The organism is Alcanivorax sp. IL2 (assembly GCF_047495475.1).
Taxonomy (GTDB): Bacteria; Pseudomonadota; Gammaproteobacteria; order Pseudomonadales; family Alcanivoracaceae; genus Alcanivorax.
The window spans coordinates 53,284-78,915 of the sequence record NZ_CP179932.1 but is presented as its reverse complement, the minus strand read 5'-3'; the positions used below and the strand labels follow the sequence as shown (position 1 = coordinate 78,915).

The 25,632-nt window shown below is 59.4% G+C and carries 22 protein-coding genes and 2 tRNA genes; 22 read left to right on the top strand and 2 right to left on the bottom strand.

Annotated elements, in window-relative coordinates:
• Positions 1 to 31: 31 nt before the first annotated feature.
• Positions 32 to 550: an RDD family protein gene (locus ACMG4N_RS00370; RefSeq protein WP_297766954.1), complete on the bottom strand. Its 519-nt coding sequence runs from the start codon at positions 548 to 550 to the stop codon at positions 32 to 34.
• A 142-nt stretch (positions 551 to 692) separates the two neighbouring features.
• Here ACMG4N_RS00370 and hrcA point away from each other — a divergent pair, with 142 nt between their 5' ends.
• From hrcA to greA, 12 genes are all read left to right on the top strand, one after another.
• The gene (gene hrcA, locus ACMG4N_RS00365; RefSeq protein WP_035248397.1) at positions 693 to 1,742 is read left to right on the top strand and encodes a heat-inducible transcriptional repressor HrcA; all 1,050 of its coding nucleotides are present in this window, start codon (positions 693 to 695) and stop codon (positions 1,740 to 1,742) included.
• Positions 1,743 to 1,982: 240 nt separating this feature from the next.
• On the top strand, positions 1,983 to 2,582 hold the full coding sequence (grpE, locus tag ACMG4N_RS00360; protein WP_297766952.1) for a nucleotide exchange factor GrpE: 600 nt from the start codon (positions 1,983 to 1,985) through the stop codon (positions 2,580 to 2,582).
• 121 nt (positions 2,583 to 2,703) lie between these two features.
• Positions 2,704 to 4,635: a molecular chaperone DnaK gene (gene dnaK, locus ACMG4N_RS00355; protein ID WP_035248399.1), complete on the top strand. Its 1,932-nt coding sequence runs from the start codon at positions 2,704 to 2,706 to the stop codon at positions 4,633 to 4,635.
• Positions 4,636 to 4,754: 119 nt separating this feature from the next.
• Positions 4,755 to 5,882 (top strand): molecular chaperone DnaJ, encoded by a 1,128-nt coding sequence (gene dnaJ / locus ACMG4N_RS00350; protein WP_297766949.1) that lies wholly within the window; start codon positions 4,755 to 4,757, stop codon positions 5,880 to 5,882.
• Positions 5,883 to 6,084: 202 nt separating this feature from the next.
• Positions 6,085 to 6,513, top strand: a complete 429-nt coding sequence (locus ACMG4N_RS00345) for a hypothetical protein (RefSeq protein ID WP_297766947.1) — start codon at positions 6,085 to 6,087, stop codon at positions 6,511 to 6,513.
• Positions 6,514 to 6,518: 5 nt separating this feature from the next.
• Positions 6,519 to 7,580: a hypothetical protein gene (locus tag ACMG4N_RS00340; RefSeq protein ID WP_414432495.1), complete on the top strand. Its 1,062-nt coding sequence runs from the start codon at positions 6,519 to 6,521 to the stop codon at positions 7,578 to 7,580.
• Positions 7,573 to 8,610 carry a DUF2169 domain-containing protein gene (locus ACMG4N_RS00335; RefSeq protein WP_297766943.1) on the top strand — a complete coding sequence of 346 codons (1,038 nt, stop codon included), beginning with the start codon at positions 7,573 to 7,575 and terminating at the stop codon, positions 8,608 to 8,610. Before ACMG4N_RS00340 ends, ACMG4N_RS00335 begins: the two co-directional genes overlap by 8 nt.
• 326 nt (positions 8,611 to 8,936) lie before the next feature.
• Positions 8,937 to 10,022, top strand: coding sequence for a hypothetical protein (locus tag ACMG4N_RS00330; protein WP_297766942.1), 1,086 nt, complete (start codon positions 8,937 to 8,939; stop codon positions 10,020 to 10,022).
• Positions 10,023 to 10,093: 71 nt separating this feature from the next.
• Positions 10,094 to 10,921, top strand: coding sequence for a 4-hydroxy-tetrahydrodipicolinate reductase (dapB, locus tag ACMG4N_RS00325; protein ID WP_272974757.1), 828 nt, complete (start codon positions 10,094 to 10,096; stop codon positions 10,919 to 10,921).
• A gap of 210 nt (positions 10,922 to 11,131) precedes the next feature.
• Positions 11,132 to 12,265 (top strand): glutamine-hydrolyzing carbamoyl-phosphate synthase small subunit, encoded by a 1,134-nt coding sequence (carA, locus tag ACMG4N_RS00320; protein WP_272974758.1) that lies wholly within the window; start codon positions 11,132 to 11,134, stop codon positions 12,263 to 12,265.
• Positions 12,266 to 12,331: 66 nt separating this feature from the next.
• Complete coding sequence (gene carB / locus ACMG4N_RS00315) at positions 12,332 to 15,550, top strand: carbamoyl-phosphate synthase large subunit (RefSeq protein ID WP_414432494.1); 3,219 nt, start codon at positions 12,332 to 12,334, stop codon at positions 15,548 to 15,550.
• Between the two features lie 66 nt (positions 15,551 to 15,616).
• Positions 15,617 to 16,093, top strand: a complete 477-nt coding sequence (gene greA, locus ACMG4N_RS00310; RefSeq protein ID WP_297766936.1) for a transcription elongation factor GreA — start codon at positions 15,617 to 15,619, stop codon at positions 16,091 to 16,093.
• 76 nt (positions 16,094 to 16,169) lie between these two features.
• On the opposite strand, the gene ACMG4N_RS00305 is transcribed toward greA, so the two are convergent.
• The gene (locus tag ACMG4N_RS00305) at positions 16,170 to 16,484 is read right to left on the bottom strand and encodes a YhbY family RNA-binding protein (protein WP_290539492.1); all 315 of its coding nucleotides are present in this window, start codon (positions 16,482 to 16,484) and stop codon (positions 16,170 to 16,172) included.
• Positions 16,485 to 16,641: 157 nt separating this feature from the next.
• Between ACMG4N_RS00305 and rlmE the strand changes: the two genes are divergently transcribed.
• The 10 genes from rlmE to nusA all read left to right on the top strand — a co-directional run bounded on the left by rlmE (position 16,642) and on the right by nusA (position 25,602).
• Positions 16,642 to 17,268, top strand: a complete 627-nt coding sequence (gene rlmE, locus ACMG4N_RS00300; RefSeq protein ID WP_414432492.1) for a 23S rRNA (uridine(2552)-2'-O)-methyltransferase RlmE — start codon at positions 16,642 to 16,644, stop codon at positions 17,266 to 17,268.
• A 136-nt stretch (positions 17,269 to 17,404) separates the two neighbouring features.
• A complete protein-coding gene (gene ftsH, locus ACMG4N_RS00295) occupies positions 17,405 to 19,312 on the top strand; it encodes an ATP-dependent zinc metalloprotease FtsH (RefSeq protein WP_297766930.1) in 1,908 nt (635 codons plus the stop codon).
• Positions 19,313 to 19,324: 12 nt separating this feature from the next.
• A complete protein-coding gene (gene folP, locus ACMG4N_RS00290) occupies positions 19,325 to 20,179 on the top strand; it encodes a dihydropteroate synthase (protein ID WP_414432491.1) in 855 nt (284 codons plus the stop codon).
• A gap of 17 nt (positions 20,180 to 20,196) precedes the next feature.
• A complete protein-coding gene (gene glmM, locus ACMG4N_RS00285; protein ID WP_414432490.1) occupies positions 20,197 to 21,531 on the top strand; it encodes a phosphoglucosamine mutase in 1,335 nt (444 codons plus the stop codon).
• A gap of 87 nt (positions 21,532 to 21,618) precedes the next feature.
• On the top strand, positions 21,619 to 22,365 hold the full coding sequence (gene tpiA, locus ACMG4N_RS00280) for a triose-phosphate isomerase (protein ID WP_414432489.1): 747 nt from the start codon (positions 21,619 to 21,621) through the stop codon (positions 22,363 to 22,365).
• Between the two features lie 10 nt (positions 22,366 to 22,375).
• Positions 22,376 to 22,822 carry a preprotein translocase subunit SecG gene (gene secG / locus ACMG4N_RS00275; RefSeq protein WP_297766923.1) on the top strand — a complete coding sequence of 149 codons (447 nt, stop codon included), beginning with the start codon at positions 22,376 to 22,378 and terminating at the stop codon, positions 22,820 to 22,822.
• A gap of 14 nt (positions 22,823 to 22,836) precedes the next feature.
• A tRNA-Leu gene (locus ACMG4N_RS00270) sits at positions 22,837 to 22,922 on the top strand.
• 426 nt (positions 22,923 to 23,348) lie between these two features.
• Positions 23,349 to 23,425, top strand: a tRNA-Met gene (locus ACMG4N_RS00265).
• A gap of 173 nt (positions 23,426 to 23,598) precedes the next feature.
• On the top strand, positions 23,599 to 24,054 hold the full coding sequence (rimP, locus tag ACMG4N_RS00260) for a ribosome maturation factor RimP (RefSeq protein ID WP_297766921.1): 456 nt from the start codon (positions 23,599 to 23,601) through the stop codon (positions 24,052 to 24,054).
• Between the two features lie 39 nt (positions 24,055 to 24,093).
• Positions 24,094 to 25,602: a transcription termination factor NusA gene (gene nusA, locus ACMG4N_RS00255; RefSeq protein WP_335627389.1), complete on the top strand. Its 1,509-nt coding sequence runs from the start codon at positions 24,094 to 24,096 to the stop codon at positions 25,600 to 25,602.
• The last annotated feature ends 30 nt before the right edge of the window (positions 25,603 to 25,632 follow it).

The following is a 25,632-nucleotide window of genomic DNA, read 5'->3' as shown; positions in this document are numbered from 1 at the left end:
TCTCTCCGAAACGGGCGAGTCAGGGTGACGATTAGCGGCTGGCAGGGACCTGTATCACCTGGGTGCTGGCCAGCAGATCGTGCAGGCAGCGGCGATCACCGCGGAATATCAGCAGCGGGTCGACAAGCATGACCAGGTTGATGCCGGGCACCTGTGCCAGCACATGGAACAGTAGATAGCGCAGACCGTAGAGTTTGCCGGGGGGCACGTCCAGCTGCTCCATGCCGATAATTTTCATGCCCAGCAGCCACTTGCCGATGGTCTGCTGGCGGTTGAACAGCAGCCAGCCCTGCAGGGCCAGGAAGATTACTTCGCCGACAATGAACCAGACCAGGGTGGCGGTCAGGTCGAGAGCGCCATTGTTAGCCATCATGTCAGCCCAGGTGCCGGAAAAGAACACGATAGGGCCGATAATGGCGAGCTGGACCAGGCCGTCGATCAGGGCACCGAAAAAGCGATACCAGCGGCTGGCAAGCGCCGGGTTGTCCAGAGTCGGGCGGTTCTGTGTGTCGGCGGCGGGGCTCTGGTAGGGGTTGCTGTTGTCGGTCATGGTGACGTCCTTGTTACGATAACTGTTCTTTTGGGCAGTGGTTGTAATCTTAGGGGATTCCGGTCGCCAGTGTAAGCCCCCGATAAACTCCGAACGAGAAGGCTATATAATGTCGTACTGATTTTCTGGTACATATACCGCTATGACGAAGCTGGATCTGAACGAACGCAAACAACGATTGCTGATGGCGCTGGTGGAGCGCCATATCCGCGACGGTCAGCCGGTGGGGTCCAAGACCCTGGCTTCCGGCAGTGGGCTCACCGTGAGCCCGGCCACCATCCGCAATATCATGGCGGAGCTGGAAGATCTTGGTGTGCTGACCAGCCCTCATACGTCTGCCGGGCGCGTGCCCACGGAGCTGGGTTACCGGTTGTATGTGGACTCCCTGCTGGCATCCAGTGTCATGGATCGTCCGGGCCACCGCTCACTGAAAAAGGAGCTGGGTCAGTTACTGGCGCCGGAGCAGTCGCCCCAGGAGTTGATTGCCCAGGCATCGCGAACCCTGGCGGAGCTGACCCGCATGGCCGGGCTGGTGGCGGTGCCGCGCCGGGAGGTGACGACCCTGCGCCAGGTGGAATTCTTGCCGTTATCGGGCAAGCGGGTGTTGGTGGTACTGGTGGTCAACCGCTCCGAGGTGCAGAACCGCATTATCCATACCGACCGGGATTACGATGAGGTGGAGCTGCGCCAAGCTGCCAACTACATCAATCACACCTATGCCGGCTGTGACCTGAACAGCATCTGCGATGGGTTGCTTAACACCATGAATGCAGATCGGGCACAGATGGATGTATTGATGGAGACGGCGGTCGCTGTCGCGGGCAAGGCATTACGCACTGAGCAGGAGGATTCCGATTATGTGGTGTCCGGTGAGTCCAACCTGCTGAAGTCCGCAGAAGCCGACAATATCGGTCAGTTGCGCAACCTGTTCGATGCGTTCAGCCACAAGCGCGACATCTTGCACCTGCTGGAGCGCTCCATGAAAGCGGACGGGGTGCAGATCTTCATCGGCCGGGAATCCGGCTTCCAGCCATTCGAGGACTACTCGCTGATCTCGGCTCCTTACCGGGCAGACAATGGTCCGGTGGGCGTCCTCGCCGTGGTCGGCCCCACCCGCATGGACTACGAAAAGGTCATCCCCACCGTGGATATCACCGCCAAAATCCTCTCGGCGGCCCTGACGCAGCTTTAGGGCAGTTAACAGTTAACAGTTACGCGAGATCGCTCCGGAGGGGTGCAAATGCAGGCACCCGCGAGCAGGCTTCGGGCGCGGCCGCCGGGGTCTCTGTAATCACGAAGCTCTATCGCGAGCTGTGAACTATTCACTATTAACTGTTAACTGCCTTTCCTTCCCCCCTTGAATCCTCGCCATCCGCTCCCATATATTTGCCCGCTTTCCTGGAAAAGCCCGGATTGGGATGTGGAGTAGAGAATGAGTGATCAGGAAAAAGACCCTAAAAACGCCGAGGCGCAGGTAGAGACTGCCGAAGAGCAGCAGGCGGCAAAGGAGGCTGAAGCGGCCCAGGCAGAGCCTTCCGCGCCAGAAGAGCCCTCAGCGGAAGAAAAGCTGGCAGAGGCGGAAGTCGAGCTGGCCAAGGTCAAGAAAGCCCTGAGTGAGGCGGATATCCGCGCTCAGGCGGAAATCCAGAATGTGCGCAAGCGCGCCGAGCGGGACGTGCAGCACGCCCGCAAGTTTGCCCTGGAGAAGTTTGCCGGCGATCTGTTGAGCGTGGCGGACAACCTGGAGCGCGGCCTGGCCGCCCTGGATGCCGACGACGACGCCCTGCAAGGTGCCCGCGAAGGTATCGAGCTGACCCTCAAGTCGCTGCTCGATGCGTTTGCCAAGTACAACCTGGAGCAGATCAGTCCGTCTGATGAGCCGTTCAACCCGGAACTGCACGAGGCCATGACCATGGTGCCGGTGCCCAATGTGGAGCCCAACACCGTGATTGATGTGTTGGAAAAGGGCTACCAGCTCAATGGTCGCCTGATCCGCCCGGCCCGCGTCATCGTCAGCAAGGCGGCTGAGTAAAAAGCGGTGCTGGCCCCTTGAAACGGCGCGCGACAGCGCCATATAGATGCCAGACGAATTAACAATTCAACTGCCTGGGTCGCCGAAAGGGGCCCGGCTGGTGTGAAGGAGAACGAGAGATATGGGTAAGATTATCGGTATCGACCTGGGTACGACCAACAGCTGTGTGGCCGTGCTGGAAGGTGATAAAGCCAAGGTTATTGAAAACGCTGAAGGCGCGCGTACCACGCCGTCCATCATCGCCTACACCGACGACAAGGAAACCCTGGTCGGTCAGTCCGCCAAGCGTCAGGCGGTGACCAACCCGGAAAACACCCTGTACGCGGTGAAGCGTCTGATCGGCCGTCGTTTTGACGACAGCGTCGTTCAGAAAGACATCAAGATGGTCCCCTACAAGATCACCAAGGCCGACAATGGCGATGCCTGGGTAGAAGTGAAGGGCGAAAAAATGGCGCCGCCGCAGATCTCTGCGCAGGTGCTCAAGAAAATGAAGAAGACCGCGGAAGATTACCTGGGTGAGGCCGTTACCGAGGCCGTCATCACCGTGCCCGCGTACTTCAACGATTCCCAGCGTCAGGCCACCAAGGATGCCGGTCGCATCGCCGGTCTGGACGTGAAGCGCATCATCAACGAGCCCACCGCGGCGGCCCTGGCCTATGGCCTGGACAAGAAAGGCGGCGACCGCACCATCGCGGTCTACGATCTGGGCGGCGGTACCTTCGATATCTCCATCATCGAGATTGCCGAAGTGGACGGTGAGCACCAGTTTGAAGTGCTGGCCACCAACGGTGACACCTTCCTGGGTGGTGAAGATTTCGACCTGGCGCTGATCAACTTCCTGGCAGACCAGTTCAAGGCAGATTCCGGCATAGACCTGGGCGGCGACCCGCTGGCCATGCAGCGTCTGAAAGAAGCGGCCGAGAAAGCCAAGATCGAGCTGTCCTCCGCCGAGCAGACCGAAGTGAACCTGCCGTACATCACCGCCGACAGCACCGGTCCCAAGCACCTGGTGGTGAAAGTGACCCGTGCCAAGCTGGAATCCCTGGTGGGTGATCTGGTTAGCCGCTCCCTGGAGCCATGCAAGACTGCGCTGACTGATGCGGGCGTGAAAACTGCCGATATCACCGACGTGATTCTGGTGGGTGGTCAGACCCGTATGCCGATGGTGCAGAAGAAAGTCACCGAGTTCTTCGGCAAAGAGCCGCGCAAGGACGTGAACCCGGATGAAGCGGTTGCCATGGGCGCAGCCATTCAGGGTGCGGTACTGAGCGGTGACGTCACCGACGTGCTGCTGCTGGATGTGACGCCGCTGACCCTGGGTATCGAAACCATGGGTGGCGTGATGACGCCGCTGATCGAGAAGAACACCACCATCCCGACCAACGCGTCCCAGGTGTTCTCCACGGCGGATGACAACCAGACCGCAGTGACCGTGCATGTACTGCAGGGTGAGCGTAAGCAGGCGGCACAGAACAAGTCGCTGGGCCAGTTCAACCTGGAAGACATTCCGCCGGCACCGCGCGGTATGCCGCAGATCGAAGTGACCTTCGACATCGATGCCAACGGTATTCTGCACGTGGGCGCGAAAGACAAGGCCACCGGTAAAGAGCAGACCATCCAGATCAAGGCCTCCTCCGGTCTGTCCGACGAGGAAGTGGAAAAGATGGTGCAGGACGCCGAAGCTCACGCGGACGAAGACAAAAAGTTCGAAGAGCTGGTGCAGACCCGCAACCAGGCTGACCACTTGGTGCACGCCACCAAGAAGACTCTGGAAGAAGCCGGTGACAAGGCGACTGACGAAGAGAAAGAAGCTATCACCAAGGCGGCTGACGAGCTGGAAGAAGCCGCCAAAGGCAGCGACAAGGACGACATCGACGCCAAGATCAAGGCGCTGTCGGAAGTCTCTGCGCCGCTGGCCGAGAAGCTGTATGCCGAGCAGGCTCAGCAGGCGGAAGGCGCAGCCGCGGACGCCGCTGGCGAGCAGCAGAAAGCTTCTGGTGATGACGTAGTCGACGCCGAGTTTGAAGAAGTGGACGACGACAAGAAGAAGTAAGTCGTCGGACATCCCGGTGCCGCGCTCAGGCGCGGTAGCCGGGAGATCCGCGCAACTTCTTTATTGCCGGCGCCTTGCCGGCGTTTTTGTGTGACGGGACTGATTCAAAAAGGCCCACTATGTCCAAACGTGATTATTACGAAGTGCTGGGCGCATCAAAAGATGCCAGCCAGCAGGATCTGAAAAAGGCCTATCGACGGCTTGCCATGAAATACCATCCGGATCGCAACCCGGATGACCAGGAAGCCCTGGCCAAGTTCAAGGAAGCCAAGGAAGCCTACGAAGTGCTCTCCGATGAGCAGAAGCGCGCTGCCTACGACCAGTTCGGCCATGCCGGCGTGGATGGCCAAGCGGGCGGCGGCGGAGCCGGTGGCTTCGGCGGTGGCGGTTTTGGTGACATTTTCGGCGACATTTTCGGCGATATCTTTGGCGGCGGCGGTGGTGGTCGTCGTGGGCCGGCCCGTGGCGCCGACCTGCGTTATACCCTGGAGCTGTCTCTTGAGCAGGCCGTGCGTGGCTGCGATGAAAAAATCCGCGTGCCGACCTGGGATAGCTGTGAAGTCTGCCATGGCAGTGGTGCCAAGGAAGGCTCACAGCCAGTGGCCTGTAACACCTGTGGCGGCATGGGCCAAGTGCGCATGCAGCAGGGTTTCTTCACCGTGCAGCAGGCCTGTCCTACCTGTAAGGGCGAAGGGCGTGTCATCAAGGATCCCTGCACCAGTTGTGGTGGTCAGGGCCGGGTACAAAACACCAAGACCCTGTCGGTGAAAATTCCGGCGGGCGTTGATACCGGTGACCGTATCCGTCTGGCTGGCGAAGGCGAAGCGGGCATGCATGGCGCCCCCGCCGGCGACCTGTACGTGCAGGTGGCGGTGCGCGAGCACGACATCTTCCAGCGCGACGGTGCCAATCTGTTCTGCGAAGTGCCGATCAGTTTTGTCGATGCCACCTTGGGCGGCGAGCTCGATGTGCCGACCCTGAATGGCAAGGTCAAACTGAAGGTCCCTGCGGAAACCCAGAGCGGCAAGCTGTTCCGCTTGCGTGGCAAGGGGGTGACCCCGGTACGCGGTGGTGGCCCGGGTGACCTGCTCTGCAAGGTGGTGATCGAAACGCCGGTGAAACTGTCCAGCGAACAGAAAGATCTGCTGCGCAAATTCCAGGAATCCCTGGAAAGCGGTGGCAACCGCCACAACCCGCGCAAGAGCAGCTGGTTTGAAGGGGTGAAGCGTTTCTTCGACGCCAAATAATCCCTGAGCCCAGCGCCATCAAAAAAGCCCGGTGCATCTTGCCCGGGCTTTTTTGTGGCCGGTTTTTGCTGCGACCCACCCCGCAAAAATCCCGATGTAAGCATCCTCGCACAGCAGAATCCTCCTCAGCGCAATGACAATCCCGCGCTAACCCTCGACCATCCCTGCTTTTGAATGGGCCAGTCAGGGGATGACAGCAGCCATGAAACAGCAGCAAGCCACCAGGGCAGTCCGGGCTCCAGACAATGAGGCAATGGCGCAACTGGCCACGGTTGAGGCCGGCGCAGTAGGGGAGCTTACACTCAGATTGCAGGATTCCGGTGAACGGGTGACGCCAGTGGATGCGATACGAAATCTGCCTCCGCTACAGGCCGGCGATACCGTGCTGGTGCAGCCCACCCTCCAGGGATGGGTGATCACCGCCCAGCTGAGCGGTCTCGACGCCTCGCCGTTTCAGTTCATCGACAGTGGTGCCTTGTGTCTGCGCTGTGACAAGGGCCTGCAATTGCAGGTCGGCGACGCCTTCATCGCGATCACCCCGGAAGGCTGCATCACCGTGGACGGCAAGGAAATCCACACCCTGGCCAGCGGTTTGCAGCGCATCATGGGCGGTTTGGTGCAGATCAACTAGTGGTTATGCTGCCTCAGATCGACACCCACTATCGCGAAGCCACGGCGTTGTTTCAGCGCCGCTGTGGTTTGTTGAAGGCGACCGCCTCGCCGCTGGAAGCGTTGCGGCAGCTGGACTGGCGACTGGCGGCCAATCTGGATGCGGTGGCGATTCATCAGGAGGGGCGTCCGGAGGTGTCACTGCGCCCTCCGGCGTTGTTCGTGGAAACCTGGGTGGGGTTGCAGCGAGATAGCGTCGGCTGCCTGGAGAGCCTTGACGGGATTTTTCCGGAGCTGAAGCCGGAGCAGCAGGGCGCCGTCATTGAGGCCATGACGCTGTCGTCTTGCAGCGGCGAGGTGAGGCATCCTGAACTGCGTGCCGCGCTGATGTCAGAGCAGACGGCCATGGCCATGAGCGAGGAAGAGGCTGCCGAGCATGATGCGCTGTTGGCACGCTGGCTTTTTTTTCAGGATGCCGCCGGTGCGGATCTTTCCTGTTTCCAGTCCTGGTATCAGCGTCATGATTTTCCCCGCTCCCGTCATCATGCCTTGCAGGCCGGGCTGGTACGCAGGGATTCGCTGGCCGTTCAGGCTGCCCGGGATTACCAGGATGATCCTCTCTTTACGTTGTTGTTGGCGCAGAGTGGTCACCCGCCGGAAAACCTCCTCGGAATCGCGTTTGATGGTTCGGTATCAGCGGCGCGTCAGCTGCTGGATGCCATGGAGCAAGTGGCCTGCTGCGAAGACGCGGCGCAGGCCTGGTTCTGGCTCACTGGTGAAATGGTGCCCCGCAAGCCGCGCTTGCAAGCGGTGGGGGTGAGTGATGAGTCATCGCGAGAGTCGAAAGAGACTTTGCCCGATGCACCGGCGGCGGCCATCAGTTGGCAAGCGAAACAGTGGCCGAGCGAGGCGCGTTATTTCTTTGGTGAACCCGTGACGGTCTCGTCTCTGGAGTTACTTGACCAACAATGGGCAGGACAGATCGCCCCGTTGATTGCCGCGCAACAAAGCTGGCTGGCCGAGCGTCGCGTACTGCCCGTCTCAGGATGGCAGTTTCACTCCCTGAGTGAGGGGGGCGCCCATGCTTGAGTTAGTCAATGAGACCGACGCCGGGGCGGTGGTGGTTCCCGGCTGGGATCTGGTTGGCAATTACCGGTCTGTTCTGGTTGCCCGTTTGACGCTGCATTTTGATCTGAACGGGCAGATTGTGGTGGCGGACGAGCAGCCTTCGCCGTTGCTGGCGGATAGCCATTACGGCAAGCCCATGGAAACCAGTTTGCTGGCAGCGAATGAAATCGGCGCGTTCAAGCAGGGCGCCGAGTACTACCTGCACGGCAAGGCTTACACCCGTACCGGCGCGGAGAATCGAGCCCATGTCAGTGTGGAAATTCGTCAACGAGATAGCGCCAGCCGAAAGCGATTGATTGCACTGGGGGAGCATGGCTGGGAAAAAAGCCTGGTCGGTGCCCGTCGTGGAGAGCCGGCAGCTTTTACCTCGTTGCCGTTGTGCTATGAAAACGCCTATGGCGGCAGCCATGAGAAAAGCGGCCAGCGGGAGAAGCGCAACCCGGTGGGGCGTGGCTTCAATCCGTCGGGGTGGAAGATTCTCGATCCCCGCGCGCCACAGATTGAATATGAGGGGCGCTCAGCCCTGTCTCCTTCGCGGCCCTGTGCGGTGGCCAGCTTTGCACCCTTGCCAGTGTTCTGGGCTCCCCGCCAGGCGCGTTTCGGTTCACCCTCGCAGATGCCGCTGGATGAGCAAGGTTGCCCCTGGGGTCAGGATGCCGAACCGTCACTCCATCATTGCGCTCCGCAGGATCAATGGCTGTCCCACCCCTTTGCGGGAGGCGAGCAGTTGACGTTGCAGGGCTTCTTCCCGGAGCACCCGGAGCCGGTATCACTGACGCTGCCACGCTGGCAGCCCCCCGCGCTGCTGGTTCGTCGTGGCCATCCGTCGCAACGTCTGACCACTGTGTGCGACACGCTGGTAATCGACACGGAGCAACGTCGCCTGTCTCTGATTGCCAGAACGCTTGTCGATCCGTCCGTCCTTGGCGGTCATCCCGCCTGGTTGCGACTGCTGGCATCTTCGTCGTTGGCACAGGAGGTGGAGGCATGACGTCAGCGGCCCGTGCTCGGCATTCTTGCCTCAGTAGTTGATGGTGCTGCCGGAAAGTTTGATTAGACGCTGGAGGCATTGTTTGGCATTGAGAAGTGGTGACGCGATCAACTTGATGAGCTGTCATTGTACGGCGTCTGCAATCGCCCTTTCGCACGCGTAAGCCAATAGTCTGAAATTTGACCACTGTCGTTGCCGCTTTAACCCCGCCTGCGATATTGTGCATAAAAACAACAATAACAGAGGTAATCATGGCTGCGCGGCGACTGGCAGGGATGCTGGGGGGTATGTTGTGTTGTCTTCCCCTTTCTTTATATGCGGCGCCTGTGGATCAGGCTCACGAGCGGGCACGTGCCACCTTTGCCCAGAAGGCGCCGCTGACGCTGGATGCGCAGGTGCTGGACACGCCCTGGGTGCCGGCGCCGTTTGAGGCGTCTTCCTTTACCTACACCTATGATGAAATTCGCCAGTCTTGGCCCGACTTTATGCGGGGCCTGCGGATACCGTTTCCGTCGCCGGACTATCTGAAGGCGCGCTATCAGCGTTTCCCTGCGCTGTATCGGGATCTGCATTACCAGGATGACAACTGGGAGCAGCATAGCCGCAATGTGCTGGAGGTCTGGCAGGCGTTTTTCCGTGGGGATTTCCGCCATGCCCGTGAACTTGGCAAGCGCTATGGAGGCTATGCCCGGGTGCCGGGGCTGGTAGCGCAGATTATTTATGCCACTTATCTGGCGCCGAGCCACACTCAAAAGCAGCAGCTGCTGCAGGAGGCCATTAACGAGATGGCCTGGTTTGGTGAACAGGTGGCAATTCTGCCGAGCGAGCAGGGCCTGACGGCGGATTACTGCATGTTGCGGCTCGGTTTTGGTTATGCGGTGGCGCGCCTGGCGGAGGATGAGTCGGTGCCGGCCACGTTGCAGCGCAACTATGCGGCCATGGTGATCAATGCGGCCACCGAGATTCTGGCGGTGGAGCCGGAACATCCGTTGGCGTTGTCGCTCAGTGCGGCCTTTGAGGCCAATGTACTGCGCCGGGTGGGCAAGGCAGCGGGCAGGCTGACCCTGGCGGCAGACAGTGAGGATGCCACGCAACCTTTTGAGACATCGCTGGTGGCGGTGCCGGATCTGGCGATTGTTCGCTATGAGTATGCCAACAGTCTGCTTTATACCTATCAGGAGGCATCGGCGGAGCAGGCGCTGGCGCAATTGCAGGCGGCGGCCGACATGCCGGCGCGCTTTGCCATGGAGTGGCTGGATCGGGCCTATGCCCGCAAGCGGCTGCAGGAAGTGCAGGCCTGGCGTGACAGTGGCATGAGCTTCAAGCGGTTTGACCGCAAGCGGCGCAAGTTCATGCGCAAGGAGAACATCAATCTCTACGCGGTGACCCGGCCGCCCTTTCTGGTAGACTAGCGGCCTTCAATCGTTTTGCTGTGGTGGGGCTCAAAGGGCGCCTGCCACGGTGCCATTTCCAAGGAAGTAGCATGAAAGTAGGCATTATCGGTGCGGCCGGTCGCATGGGCCGGATTCTGATCGAGGCCACTCTGGCCAACCCGGATACCACTCTGGCAGCGGCGGTGGACGTGCCCGGTTCCAGCCTGATCGGTGCCGATGCCGGTGAGCTGGTGGGGCAGGGTGCCAGTGGTGTGATGCTGGCGGATGACCTGGGCAAGGTGGTCAACGATGCCGATGTGTTTATCGATTTCACCGTGCCGGAGGCCACTGCCCGCAATGTGGAAGTGTGCCGTGCTGCGGGTACCAAGCTGGTGATCGGTACCACCGGGCTGGATGACGACCAGAAGGCCGCCCTGCGCACCGCCAGTGAAGACATCGCGATCTGTTTTGCGCCCAACTACTCCATCGGCGTGAATCTGTGCTTCAAGCTGCTGGAAACCGCCGCTCGGGTGATGGCGGAAGAGGCCGATATCGAGGTGATTGAGGCCCATCACCGTCACAAGATCGATGCACCCTCCGGCACCGCCCTGCGTATGGGGGAGGTGGTGGCGCAGACCCTGGGGCGCGACCTGAACGAATGCGCCGTCTATGGGCGTGAGGGCCGTACCGGTGAGCGCGATCGCCAGACCATCGGTTTCGAGACCATTCGTGCCGGGGATATTGTCGGCGATCACACCGTCATGTTCGCCGCAGACGGCGAGCGGGTGGAAATCACCCACAAGGCTTCCAGCCGTATGGCCTTTGGCCGCGGGGCGGTAAGGGCTGCGGCCTGGCTGGCAACCCACGATAAGGGATTGTTCGACATGCAGGATGTGCTTGGCCTGGCGGGTGAAAGCGCCGGCTGGGGCAAGGCCTGAAAAAGCCGGCGGGCTGCCAGCGGTCGGTTGCACCGAGCAAAGGGTGACATTTGCCCGCTGAGGCCCTAAAATAGCGCGCAGCCCGTGATGGGCGTGCGGGGCACTGATGACGAATTTCATGAAAAAGCGAGGTGGAGCAATCCATCTCGCTTTTTTGCGAATGTGCCCTGCCGCATATCTCCCTATATTCTTACCAGCCTGGAGGTTGCGTTGACGGTTCCCGCCATTCTCGCTCTTGAAGACGGAAGCATCTTTCGGGGTGTTGCTATCGGTGCCACGGGTCAGACCGTGGGTGAAGTGGTGTTCAACACTGCTATGACCGGCTACCAGGAGATCCTGACGGATCCCTCCTACGCCAAACAGATTGTGACCCTGACCTATCCGCATATCGGTAACACCGGTGTGACGCCCGAGGACGAAGAGTCCGCCCAGATCTGGGCGTCCGGCCTGGTGATTCGCGATCTGGCCATGACGGTCAGCAACTGGCGTAGCCAGCAGTCCCTGCCGGACTACCTGCGCGATAACAATATCGTGGCCATTGCGGAGATCGATACCCGCCGCCTGACCCGCATCCTGCGCGACAAGGGTGCCCAGAACGGCTGCATCATTGCCGGCGATAACCTGGATGAGGCCAAGGCACTGGAAGCGGCCAAGGGCTTCCCGGGTCTGAAGGGCATGGATCTGGCGAAGGAAGTCACCGTCAGTGAAGCCTATAGCTGGACCGAGTCCACCTGGGATCTGGAGAAGGGTCACACTGAGGGCGTCGACAGCCGCTTCCATGTGGTGGCCTACGATTACGGCGTCAAGCGCAACATTCTGCGCATGCTGGTCGAGCGTGGCTGCAAGCTCACGGTGGTGCCGGCGCAAACCCCGGCCGCTGACGTGCTGGCCATAAATCCCGATGGCATCTTCCTGTCCAACGGCCCGGGTGACCCGGAGCCCTGTGACTACGCCATCGAGGCCATCAAGGAGATCGTTGCCACCGGCAAGCCGGTGTTCGGTATCTGCCTGGGCCATCAGTTGCTGGCGCTGGCCAGCGGGGCGAAAACCATGAAGATGGGCACCGGCCACCACGGTGCCAACCACCCGGTGAAAACCCTGGCCGACGACACGGTGATGATTACCAGTCAGAACCATGGTTTTGCCGTGGATATGGACTCCCTGCCGGAGACTCTTAAGGTCACCCATGTGTCCCTCTTCGATGGCACTTTGCAGGGCATTCATCGCACCGATGTGCCGGCGTTCAGCTTCCAGGGTCACCCGGAAGCCAGCCCGGGCCCGCGAGATTGCGCGCCGCTGTTCGATCATTTCATCGAACTGATGGAAGCGAAGAGCCAAAAGTAAGCCAGAGCCAGACCCGGCATCGCCGGGTCCCTGATGCAGCCATTTACGTCTGACGGTTAGTGAACTATGCCGAAAAGAACTGACATACAAAGCATTCTCATCATTGGCGCTGGCCCGATTGTCATCGGCCAGGCCTGTGAGTTTGACTACTCCGGTGCCCAGGCCTGCAAGGCCCTGCGTGAAGAGGGTTTCCGGGTCATCCTGGTGAACTCTAATCCGGCCACCATCATGACCGACCCGGCCATGGCCGATGCGACCTACATCGAGCCGATTACCTGGCAAACCGTGGCCAAGATCATCGAGAAGGAGCGTCCGGACGCCCTGCTGCCCACCATGGGCGGACAGACCGCCCTGAATTGCGCGCTGGATCTGGACAAGCACGGCGTGCTGGCCGAGTTCGGTGTGGAAATGATCGGCGCCACCCAGGATGCCATCGACAAGGCGGAAGATCGGCACCGTTTCGACCAGGCCATGAAGGCCATTGGTCTGGAGTGCCCGCGCTCTGCCATCGCCCACAACATGGAAGAGGCCAATGCGGCCCTGGAAGATCTGGGCTTTCCCTGCATTATCCGGCCCAGTTTCACCATGGGCGGTTCCGGTGGCGGTGTTGCCTATAATCGGGAAGAGTTTGAAGAGATCTGCCAGCGCGGTCTGGACCTGTCGCCCACCAACGAGCTGTTGATCGACGAGTCCCTGCTGGGCTGGAAAGAGTACGAGATGGAAGTGGTCCGCGACAAAAAGGACAACTGCATCATCGTCTGCTCCATCGAGAACTTCGATCCCATGGGTGTGCACACCGGTGACTCCATTACCGTGGCCCCGGCGCAGACGCTCACCGATAAAGAGTTCCAGATCATGCGTGACGCCTCTCTGGCGGTACTGCGCGAGATCGGTGTGGAAACCGGCGGGTCCAACGTGCAGTTCGGGGTCAACCCGGACAACGGCCGCATGGTGGTGATCGAAATGAACCCGCGGGTAAGCCGCTCCTCGGCGCTGGCCTCCAAGGCCACCGGTTTCCCGATTGCCAAGGTGGCCGCCAAGCTGGCGGTGGGTTACACCCTGGACGAGCTGCAGAACGAGATTACCGGTGGCAAGACCCCGGCCTCTTTCGAGCCGTCCATCGATTACGTGGTTACCAAGATTCCGCGCTTCAACTTCGAGAAATTTGCCGAAGCGGACGCGGTGTTGACCACCCAGATGAAGTCCGTGGGCGAAGTGATGGCCATTGGCCGTAACTTCCAGGAATCCGTGCAGAAAGCCCTGCGTGGTTTGGAAACCGATTCCGTCGGCTTTGATCCCAGTGTGGATCCGGCTTCACCGGATGCCCGCGAGCAGGTGGCCCAGTTGCTGGCCACTCCGGGTCCGGAGCGGATCTGGATTGTCGGTGATGCTTTCCGTGTCGGCATGACCGTGGACGATATCTTCAACATCACCAAGATCGACCGCTGGTACCTGGTACAGATCGAGGACCTGGTGCGCACCGAGCAGCAGCTGGCGGCCACCACGTTCAGTGACCTGAACCGCGACAGCCTGTATGCACTCAAGCGCAAGGGCTTTTCCGATGCCCGCTTGGCACAGCTGCTGGGTGTGAAGGAATCCGACGTGCGCGGCAAGCGTGACGAGTTCGGCGTACAACCGATCTACAAGCGGGTGGACACCTGTGCGGCGGAATTTTCCACCGACACCGCTTACATGTACTCCAGCTATGACGAAGAGTGCGAGTCCAACCCGTCCGACCGTGACAAGATCATGGTTATCGGTGGTGGGCCCAACCGTATCGGTCAAGGCATCGAGTTCGATTACTGCTGTGTACACGCCGCCTTCGCCATGAAGGACGACGGTTACGAGACCATCATGGTCAACTGTAACCCGGAAACCGTGTCCACCGATTACGATACCTCCGATCGCCTGTATTTCGAGCCGGTGACCCTGGAAGACGTGCTGGCCATCGTTGCCAAGGAAAAACCCAAGGGTGTGATCGTGCAGTACGGTGGCCAGACGCCGCTGAAACTGGCTCGTGCCCTGCAGGCCGCCGGCGTACCGATTATCGGTACCCCGCCGGACGCCATCGACGAGGCGGAAGATCGCGAGCGCTTCCAGTTGATGGTCAACAAGCTTGGCCTCAAGCAGCCGCCCAACCGGACTGCCCGCTCCATGGAAGATGGTGTGCGTCTGGCGGAAGAAATCGGTTACCCGCTGGTGGTGCGCCCCTCCTATGTACTGGGTGGTCGCGCCATGGAAATCGTTTACAGCGAGGCCGAGCTGCGTAACTACATGATGAACGCGGTGTCCGTGTCCAACGACTCGCCAGTATTGCTGGACCGCTTCCTGGATGACGCCATCGAAGTGGATGTGGATGCGGTCTGTGACGGCACCGATGTGGTTATCGGCGGCATCATGCAGCATATCGAACAGGCCGGCGTGCACTCCGGTGACTCCGCTTGTTCCCTGCCGCCGTATTCCCTTGGGGAAGAGGTGCAGAATGTGATGCGCCAGCAGGCGGCAGACATGGCGCTGGAGCTGGGCGTGATCGGCCTGATGAATGTGCAGTTCGCGGTCAAGAGCGGCGAGGTGTATGTTCTGGAAGTGAATCCCCGTGCATCACGGACCGTGCCTTACGTGTCCAAGTGCATCGGTGTGTCCCTGGCCAAGGTGGCGGCTCGCTGCATGGCGGGCACCAGCCTCAAGGAACAGGGCTTCACTCAGGAAATCAAACCGCAGCATTACTTCGTGAAGGAAGCGGTGTTCCCGTTCGCCAAATTCCCGAAGGTAGATCCGATTCTCGGTCCGGAAATGAAGTCCACCGGTGAAGTGATGGGTATCGGCGCCACCTTTGCCGAAGCGTTTGGCAAGGCGTCTCTGGGTGCGGGTGAAGCCCTGCCCGAGAAGGGGACGGCCTTTATTTCCGTGCGGGAAGTGGACAAGCCGGCAGCCATCGAAGTGGCGCGCATGCTGATCGAGCGTGGTTTCAATCTGGTTGCCACCCGCGGTACCGCCAAGGTAATTGCTGACGCCGGTCTGGATGTGAAGGTGGTCAACAAGGTGCTGGAAGGGCGTCCGCACATTGTGGACATGATCAAGAATGACGAAGTTGCCCTGATCGTGAACACCACCGAGGGCAAGCAGGCGATCCGCGATTCCTTTGCGATTCGTCGCTCTGCTCTGCAGCACCGGGTGTTTTATACCACCACGATCACCGCCGCCCATGCGGTGTGTCAGGCGCTGGGAATCAGCGGCGAGCCCACGGTTCGGCGCCTGCAGGATTTGCACGCACAAATGCAGTAAATCGTCCCATGGGGCGCTCGGAGCCGAGTGCTCCGGGCGGTTTTCATGGATTAGACGAGGATGACTATGCAACGCATACCGATGACCGCCAAGGGTGCAAAGGCCCTGCGCGAAGAGCTGGAAAAGCTGAAAAGAGAAGATCGTCCGCGCATTACCGCAGCCATTGCCGAGGCCCGCGAGCACGGTGATCTGAAGGAAAATGCGGAATACCACGCGGCTCGTGAACAGCAGGGGTTCTGCGAGGGGCGCATCAACGAGATCGAGTCCAAGCTCGGCGCGGCCCAGATCATTGATATCACTGAGCTGACAAATACCGGCAAGGTGATTTTTGGCGTTACCGTGACCATCATCGATGTGGATACCGATGAAGAGAAGGTGTACCAGATCGTGGGTGACGATGAAGCCAATATCAAGCAGGGCAAGCTGAGCGTCAATTCTCCTATCGCCCGTGGTCTGATCGGCCGTGAAGAAGGGGATGTGGTGCAGATCGATACTCCGGGTGGTACTCGGGAGTATGAGGTCGACAAGGTCGAGCACATCTGAGTTGCAAGGCAAAAGAAAAGGCGACGTTAAACGTCGCCTTTTTTATGTGTTCTGCGCGAAATCAGCCGGACAGCACTCACGCGTCCTGATAGCGCAGGATGTTGGATAATTTCGGGTTCGGCTTCTGTGCGGGCCGGTAAAGCAGTGCGATATTGCCGATGCGCTGAATCAGCTCGGCGCTGCCTTTTTCGCTCAGGGCCTGAACGATAGCGGCCCGGTCATCGCGGGTTTCCGCATTGACCTTCACCTTGATCAGTTCGTGATCTTCCAGGCGCAGGTTGAGCTCCTCGACGAAGGTCTCGGTGAGGCCCTTGCCGCCGAAGATCAGTACGGGTTTGAGGTGGTGGCCAATACGGCGCAGCCGTTTGATGTCCTGTTGAGATAGCGGCACGGTGTGGCTCCAGAGCTGCAGGGTGTCGCCAGCAGGGCAACACAAAATGAGGGAATGTCCGGGCTGTCCCGGCGATGGGCGTATTCTACGGGTTAGCAGGGTGAAAAGCAGCCGTTAAGCAAGGCAGCGGCAAAGCGGATTGACGAGGTGATCTCTGATGGCGAAATCGAGCCGTTCCAAAACCAGCAAGGCCTGGCTCAAGGAGCATTTCAGCGACCAGTGGGTGGCAAAGGCCCAGGCAGAGGGCTATCGCTCCCGTGCCAGTTTTAAACTGCTGGAAATGAACGAAAAGGATCGCTTGTTCCGGCCCGGCATGACGGTGCTGGATCTGGGGGCCGCGCCGGGAGGGTGGTCCCAAGTGGCAGGCCGGCTGATGGGTTCACACGGCACTGTCATTGCCAGCGATATCTTGGCGATGGATGCACTGCCGGATGTGACCTTCATTGAGGGAGATTTCCGCGAAGACGCCATTTATGAGCAAATCCTTGCGGCGCTCGGGGATCGCAAGGCAGACCTTGTAATGTCCGACATGGCCCCCAATATGAGTGGTAACAAAGGGGTGGATCAGCCGCGGGCCATGTATCTTGCCGAACTGGCGCTGGATATGGCCGAGCGGGTGCTGGAACCGGATGGCCAGTTTCTGGTCAAGGTATTCCAGGGTGAGGGGTTTGATGAGTACCGGCAGCTGCTGTTGCAGCGTTTTCACCGGGTCGTCAGCCGCAAGCCGGCCGCCAGCCGTGCCCGTTCCACCGAGGTGTATCAACTGGCCAGTGGTCTGAAATGAGCTGTAAAAAAGCCGTGAAATGGCGCTTTTGCTGTCCGAACCGGCATTACGCAGGGTTCGGCAAATGGTGTAAGGTGTAAGTTCGTTAGTGTGCGCGTGAAGCGCCCGGAATTGATCGAGGTCTCCTTTGAACGACATGACCAAGAATATTGTGCTGTGGCTGGTTATTGCCGGCGTACTTTACGTGGTGGCATCCAGCATCAGCACTCAGCCTGCTTCAACCAGTATCCCCTACTCGGATTTTATTTCTCGGGTAGAGAGTGGTGACGTGCAGGAAGCCAAGATCGGCGAAAGCGCGATCACGGGCACCTACAAGGATGGCAGCCAGTTCAAGACGGTGAAACCGCCGACACTGGATACCAACCTGATGCCTACGCTGATCCAGAACAAGGTGAATGTGGTAGGTGTGGAGCCCGAGCGTCAGGGCTTCCTGATGCAGTTGTTCCTGTCGGTACTGCCGATCCTGATTATTCTGGCCATCTTTATCTTCTTCATGCGCCAGATGCAGGGTGGTGGTAAAGGCGGCGGCGGGCCGATGACCTTCGGCAAGTCCAAGGCCAAGCTGCTCGGCGAAGACCAGATCAAGACCACCTTTGCCGATGTGGCAGGGGTGGAAGAAGCCAAGGAAGAAGTGCAGGAGCTGGTCGAGTTCCTGCGTGACCCGGCAAAATTTCAGCGCCTGGGCGGCAAGATTCCCCGTGGCGTGCTGATGGTTGGTTCACCGGGTACCGGTAAGACCCTGCTGGCCAAGGCCATTGCGGGGGAGGCCAAGGTGCCTTTCTTCAGCATTTCCGGCTCAGACTTTGTGGAAATGTTTGTGGGTGTCGGCGCCAGCCGTGTCCGTGACATGTTCGAGCAGGCCAAGAAGCATTCTCCCTGCATCATCTTTATCGATGAGATTGATGCGGTGGGCCGTTCCCGTGGTGCCGGTGTCGGTGGCGGGCACGATGAGCGTGAACAAACCTTGAACCAGCTGCTGGTGGAAATGGACGGGTTTGATGGCAATGAAGGCATCATCGTCATCGCTGCCACCAACCGCCCCGACGTGCTGGATCCGGCGCTGCTGCGCCCGGGCCGTTTCGATCGCCAGGTAACGGTGCCATTGCCGGATATCCGTGGTCGCGAGCACGTACTCAAGGTTCACATGCGCCAGGTGCCAATCTCTGAAGACGTGGATCCCAGCGTGATTGCCCGCGGCACCCCCGGTTTCTCCGGTGCCGATCTTGCCAATCTGGTCAACGAAGCGGCGCTGTTTGCTGCCCGTGCCAACAAGCGCATGGTGTCCATGGAAGAGTTCGAGAAAGCCAAGGACAAGATCCTCATGGGTGCCGAACGTCGCTCCATGGTGATGAGCGAGAAAGAGAAGCTGAACACGGCTTATCACGAGGCCGGTCACGCCATTGTTGGCCGTCTGGTGCCTGAGCATGACCCGGTCTACAAGGTGAGCATTATTCCGCGCGGTCGTGCGCTGGGTGTGACCATGTATTTGCCGGAAGAAGATCGATATTCCCAGTCCAAGCGCGGCCTGGAATCCTCCATTTGTTCGCTCTATGGCGGGCGTTTGGCGGAGGAAATGACGTTGGGCTTTGATGGTGTCACTACCGGTGCCTCCAATGATATCGAGCGTGCCACCAAGCTGGCTCGTGCCATGGTGACCAAGTGGGGCCTGAGCGAGAAGCTGGGGCCGCTGGCCTACGAGGAAGAAGAGGGTGAGGTCTTCCTCGGCAAGCAGATGTCCCAGCGCAAGAGCATGTCCGAGCAGACTGCAGAAGAGATTGACCGTGAAGTGCGGGCGATCATCGACAGCTGTTATGGCCGCGCCAAGCAAATTCTCGAAGATAACCGCGACAAGCTGGATCTGATGGCTGAAGCATTAATGCAGTACGAAACCATTGATGCTAACCAGATCGAGGACATTATGACCGGCCACAAGCCGCGTCCGCCGAAAGACTGGCGTGACCAGGGGCCGGGTAATGGTGCTGCAGCCGGCGGTGACAAGGAGCCGGGCGACGATGCCATCGGCGGGCCTGCCAATACCCATTGATCCCTCTGATCCATGATTGAAACGCTGACCTGTGGGGCGCGGACACTAAACCTGTCCGCGCCTGTCGTTATGGGGATACTCAACGTAACCCCGGACTCCTTCTCCGATGGTGGCCGCTTTACCGAGCGGGATGCCGCCCTGCGCCAGGCTGAACAGATGCTGGTGGACGGCGCGGCGATCATTGATGTGGGTGGCGAGTCCACGCGCCCCGGTGCAGCACCGGTCTCCGAGCAGCAGGAGTTGGACCGGGTGGTGCCGGTGGTGGAGGCCCTGACTGGTGAGCTTGGCGCCCTGGTGTCGGTGGATACCAGCACAGCGGCAGTGATTCGTGATGCTGCTGTTGCCGGTGCCGGCATGATCAATGATGTGCGCGCCCTGCGGCGCCCCGGTGCGCTGGGGGCCGCCGCCGCCAGTGAATTGCCGGTGTGTCTGATGCATATGCTGGGTGAGCCCGGCAACATGCAGGACGATCCCCGTTACGCGGATGTGACCGCTGAAGTGATCGATTTTCTGCGTCAGCGTATCGCTGCCTGCGAGCAGGAGGGCATTCCCCGTGAGCGACTGCTGGTAGACCCGGGCTTTGGCTTTGCCAAGACCGTGGCGCACAATCTTACCTTGATGAATGAAATGGCCGCGTTGCAGGAACTCGCGCTGCCAGTCCTGATTGGTATTTCGCGCAAGTCCCTGTTCGGCAAGCTGCTGGGCCGGGAAGTGAACGAACGATTGCCGGCCAGCCTGGCGGCGGCGGTCATGTGTATTGAGCGCGGAGCGAAGATTGTCCGTGCCCATGATGTAAAGGAAACCGTGGATGTGGTGCGTTTCGCCCACGCCGTGAGGCAGTCAGGCGATAGTCATCGCATAAAATAACCGCACAAGGAGTAGTCATGGCGCGTAAGTATTTCGGGACGGATGGCGTGCGAGGCACGGTGGGGGAATTCCCCATTACCCCGGATTTCGTGCTCAAGCTGGGCTGGGCCGCCGGCAAGGTACTTGCCGCCCATGGTGGCAGCAAGATTCTGATCGGCAAAGATACCCGTATCTCCGGGTACATGTTTGAATCGGCACTTGAGGCCGGTATTTCTGCCGCCGGTGTCGATGTTCGTCTGCTCGGCCCGCTGCCAACACCGGGCATCGCCTACCTGACTCGCACCCTGTCGGCCCAGGCGGGGATCGTTATTTCCGCTTCCCATAATGCCTATACCGATAATGGCATCAAATTCTTCGGGGCCGATGGCCGCAAGCTCAATGATGAGATTGAGCTGGAAATCGAGCGTCTGCTCGACGAAGAGATGTCGGTGGTTGCCACTGACCAGATCGGCAAGGTGCGCCGGATCGATGATGCCCGTGGCCGTTATATCGAATTCTGCAAGAGCACCGTTCCCGGCCTGAACCTGAGTGGCATGAAGATCGTGGTCGATACCGCCAATGGTGCGGCGTATCACATTGCCCCGGATGTGTTCGAGGAGCTGGGTGCCGAGGTGGTGGCCATGGCCAATACCCCGGACGGTTTCAATATCAACCGCGATTGCGGTTCGACTCACCCGGAAAAGCTGCAGCAGCGCGTGCTGGATGAAAAGGCGGATCTGGGGGTTGCGCTGGACGGTGATGCGGACCGGCTGATCATGGTCGATCATACCGGCAAGCTGGTGGATGGGGATCAGCTGCTGTTCGTGGTGGCCCGGGATCGCAAGGAAAGTGGGGCAGACATGCCCGGGGTTGTCGGCACCTTGATGTCCAACTTCGGTCTTGAGCTGGCACTGCAGGCGCAGGGTATCGAGTTCGTCCGTGCCAAGGTGGGCGACCGCTACGTGATGGAGCAGCTCGATCAACGAGGCTGGCTGATCGGCGGCGAATCCTCCGGTCATCTGGTTTGTCTCGATTGCACCTCCACCGGCGATGGCACAGTGTCTGCCCTGCAGGTACTGGCGGCGCTATCCCGCCGTGACCAGAGTCTGGCGGATGCAGTGGCGGATGTGGCGTTGTTGCCGCAGACCATGATCAATGTGCGCGGCTCCAGCCGTGATGGTTTCATGGACAAGGCAGAAGTGAAGGCCGCCATGGCGGACGTGGAAGAGAAGCTGGGCGGCAATGGCCGGATTCTGCTGCGCCCCTCCGGAACCGAGCCACTGGTGCGGGTGATGATCGAGGGCAAGGATGCGGATCAGGTAGCCAGCTTGTGTCGGGAACTGGCCGACGTGGTGGAAAAGGCGATTGCCTAGTAACGCTGGCTGCCTGGCAACGGACGCGGCAATGGCAGGCGTCACGCTTTGTCAGGCGGCAGGCTTTTTATATCCAAGGAATAACAGATGAAATCAAGAACACCTCTGGTTGCCGGTAACTGGAAAATGAACGGGCGGCAGGATCTGCTGGCCGAGATGGCGCAGGCTCTGGCTGGCTATGAAGGTGCGGCGGAGGTGGTGATCTGTCCGCCTTATCCTTACCTGGCTGCGGCCAGATCCGTGCTACCGTCGACCATTGGTGTAGGCGGGCAGAATCTGAGCGATCAGGATGATGGCGCTTTCACCGGAGAAGTCTCCGCGCCGATGCTGGCCGAGGTGGGCTGTGGTCACGTGATTATTGGTCATTCCGAGCGCCGCGCATTGTACGCAGAAACTGATGCGTTGATCGCCGCCAAGTTTTCCCGGGCTCAGGCTGCCGGCCTTGTGCCGATCCTCTGTGTGGGTGAAACCCTTGAAGAGCGTGAGGCCGGTGACACGCAAGCCGTGGTGTGCGGGCAGCTGCAGGCAGTGGTGGATGCGGTAGGTATTGCCGCTTTCGCCAGGGCTGTAGTGGCCTATGAACCGGTATGGGCTATCGGTACCGGCCGAACCGCGAGCCCGGAGCAGGCCCAAGAAGTGCATGCCTCTCTGCGGGAGTCGCTGGCTCAAAACGATAAGGATATCGCTGAATCGCTGTGCTTGCTTTACGGCGGCAGTGTAAAGGCGGATAATGCCGCCCTTCTGTTTGCCCAGTCAGACATCGATGGGGGTCTGATAGGTGGGGCATCGTTAACAGCCGACAGTTTTATTGCTATCTGTCAGGCGGCGGAATAATAGAGTCATTATGGATATTGTTGTTCATGTAGTGCATGTGCTGGCGGCCCTTGGCCTGATTGGGCTGGTGCTGATTCAGCACGGGAAAGGTGCTGATGCCGGTGCCTCTTTCGGTGGCGGCGGCTCCCAGACTGTATTTGGCAGTGCCGGGTCGGCCAACTTTCTGACTCGCGCCACGGCGATGCTGGCGGTGGTGTTCTTCATCACCAGCATGGGGTTGGCCTGGATGGCTCGCCAGGAAGCTGAAGGTGTGCGCAGCTACCTGCCGGAACTGGAAACCCTCGAGCAGCAGGAAGATGATGTGCCGGCTGCTCCAGCGGATTCCGACGTGCCGGCGACCATGTCTGAAGTGCCGGTGGCATCTGATGATGCTCAGGCACAAAAAGAGGTTTCAGATGTGCCTCAAGCTGGGGTAGAATCCCCGGCCCCGGCTGAAGTGCCTCAGTCGGAGCAGTAACGAAAGCGTTCTTTGCCGAAGTGGTGGAATTGGTAGACACGCTATCTTGAGGGGGTAGTGAGCTTCGCTCGTGCCGGTTCAAGTCCGGCCTTCGGCACCAATTTGGAAATGAGATCCGCTGGCGGATCTCGCTGTAACCCGGTCTGGTGGTGCTAGCTTTCCGACCGGGCGCGATGAAGGTGGTTTGTCATCGCTCCATGGCATGGCGCAACGTGTTTTTTTGTGCCGGCCCCGGTTGATTTCTGCTGCGACCAGCCCGTAGAAATCAGTCCCGGCAGTGCAGATGCCATGGCGTTTGCGGGCACAGTCTGGAGTTTGCTCCCGGTGGTGCTAAGGCAGCGAAAAGTAAATGTTTTTTTCGTGATTGCCTTGACAGAGTGAGCGCCTCTAAGTACTATTTGCGCTCGATATTTGAGGCGGGTTGAACGCTTGAATCAGTAAGATTCAACCAGCTGGAACCGAAAAGATTTACACTCACCAGAATGTAAATCGAGTGCCGAGGGGCGCTAATGGTTCAACGGTTTATTGCGGGGTGGAGCAGTCTGGTAGCTCGTCGGGCTCATAACCCGAAGGTCGTAGGTTCAAATCCTGCCCCCGCTACCACTTAGAGGAATCAGCCAAGGCTGGTTCAAAGCGGACAAAAGGCCCCTCTAGCAGGGGCCTTTTGTTATCCGCAGCAGTGGAATGGGCGGTGGATGTGCGGTCGATTGCATGGCTTCCTTGCAGTCACTGTAATGTCCCCAGGCCCATTTTTTGTTTGTACTGTCGGAAAGGACATGTCGAAACGCGTAGAACAATTAACGGAGCTACTGGCTCCGGTCGTTGAAGACTTGGGCTTCGTGCTTTGGGGTATTGAACATATCCAGGGGCGCGGGGCTGTTTTGCGTGTGTATATCGACCATGAAGACGGTATTTCGGTAGATAATTGCGCGGCGGTGAGTCATGAAGTCAGCGGCGTGCTGGATGTGGAAGATCCAATTCCCGGCGAATACAACCTTGAAGTGTCCTCGCCGGGCATGGATCGACCCATGTTTTATATTGCGCAATATGCCGACTACATCGGTGAAGACGTTCAGCTGAAGTTGCTGGCGCCGGTGTCTGGCAAGCGTAAAATGACGGCGGCCATTGTGGCCGTGGATGGCGAAACGCTGGTGGTGGAGCTTGATGGCGACACCCTGCGTATTCCTTACAGTCAGGTAGATCGTGCCCGGTTGCAGCCTCGCTTCGACTGAGCACGCCCTGAAGAACTTTGTCTTTGTAAAGGCCTGGCCATGAACAAAGAGATCCTGCTGGTAGCGGAAACCGTATCAAACGAAAAAGGCGTCAGCCGTGACGTGATTTTCGAGGCCATCGAGCTTGCTCTGGCGGCCGCTACCAAAAAACGCTTTAAGGAAGAAGACGTGGAAATCCGCGTGGATATCGACCGGGTGTCCGGCGATTCTCGCACTTTCCGCGTTTGGCACGTGGTGCCCGATGAAGAGCTCTACGAATTCGGTAAGCAACTTACCCTCGATGAAGCCCATGAGCAGGATACGTCGCTGCAGATCGGCGACACCTGGGAAGAGGAAATCGAATCCGAAGCCTTTGGTCGTATCGGTGCCCAGACAGCCAAGCAGGTCATCGTGCAGAAAGTGCGCGAAGCCGAGCGTCGCCAGATCATCGAAGAGTATCGTGATCGCATTGGTGAGCTGATCAGCGGCATCGTCAAGAAAGCCAGCCGGGATTCCATCGTGCTGGATCTGGGCGGTAACGCGGAAGCGCTGATCACCCGTGAGCACATGATTCCCCGCGAAGCGGTACGTCAGAATGACCGGATTCGGGCTTACTTGCTGGGCGTGAACGAAGAAAATCGTGGCCCGCAGCTGTTTGCCAGCCGTGCCTGCCCGGACATGCTGGTTGAGCTGTTCAAGATTGAAGTGCCGGAAATCGGTGAAGAGCTGATCGAAATCAAGGGTGCCGCCCGTGATCCCGGCTCACGCGCCAAGATTGCCGTGAAAAGCAACGATCAGCGTATTGATCCGGTGGGCGCTTGTGTCGGTATGCGCGGTGCTCGCGTTCAGGCCGTCTCCAACGAGCTGGCCGGTGAACGTATTGATATCGTCCTGTGGGACGACAACCCGGCGCAACTGGTGATCAATGCCATGCAGCCGGCGGAAGTGGCCTCCATCGTAATGGATGAAGAAAGTCACTCCATGGATATTGCGGTGGAAGACGAATCCGCCCTGGCCCAGGCCATTGGCCGCAGTGGTCAGAATATCCGTCTGGCCTCTGAGCTGACTGGCTGGGAACTCAACGTCATGACCCTTGACGATGCCCAGAACAAGCAGGAAGAGGAAGCCGCCCAGGCCCTGGAAACGTTCATGAAAGAGCTGGACGTGGATGAGGATGTGGCCGGCATTCTGGTGGACGAAGGCTTTACCACCCTGGAAGAAGTGGCCTATGTGCCGGAAGAAGAGATGCTCGCTATCGACGGTTTCGATGAAGATATTGTCGATGCCCTGCGTCAGCGCGCCAAGGATGTCCTGCTGACCAAAGCACTGGTATCCGAAGAAAGGTTTGAACTGGCCGAGCCTGCGGAAGATCTTCTCAACATGGACGGCATGGATCGTGACCTGGCGGTTGAGCTGGCGTCCCGTGGTATCGCCACCATGGAAGACCTGGCCGAACAGGCGGTGGATGATCTGATGGAAATCAGTGGCATGAGCGAAGAGCGTGCCGCCGAGTTGATTATGACAGCCCGGGCTCCCTGGTTCGCCGATGAAGGTGAAGCCGGGGCCTGACAGCCTTTAGTTCTGGCGGATTAGACGCGG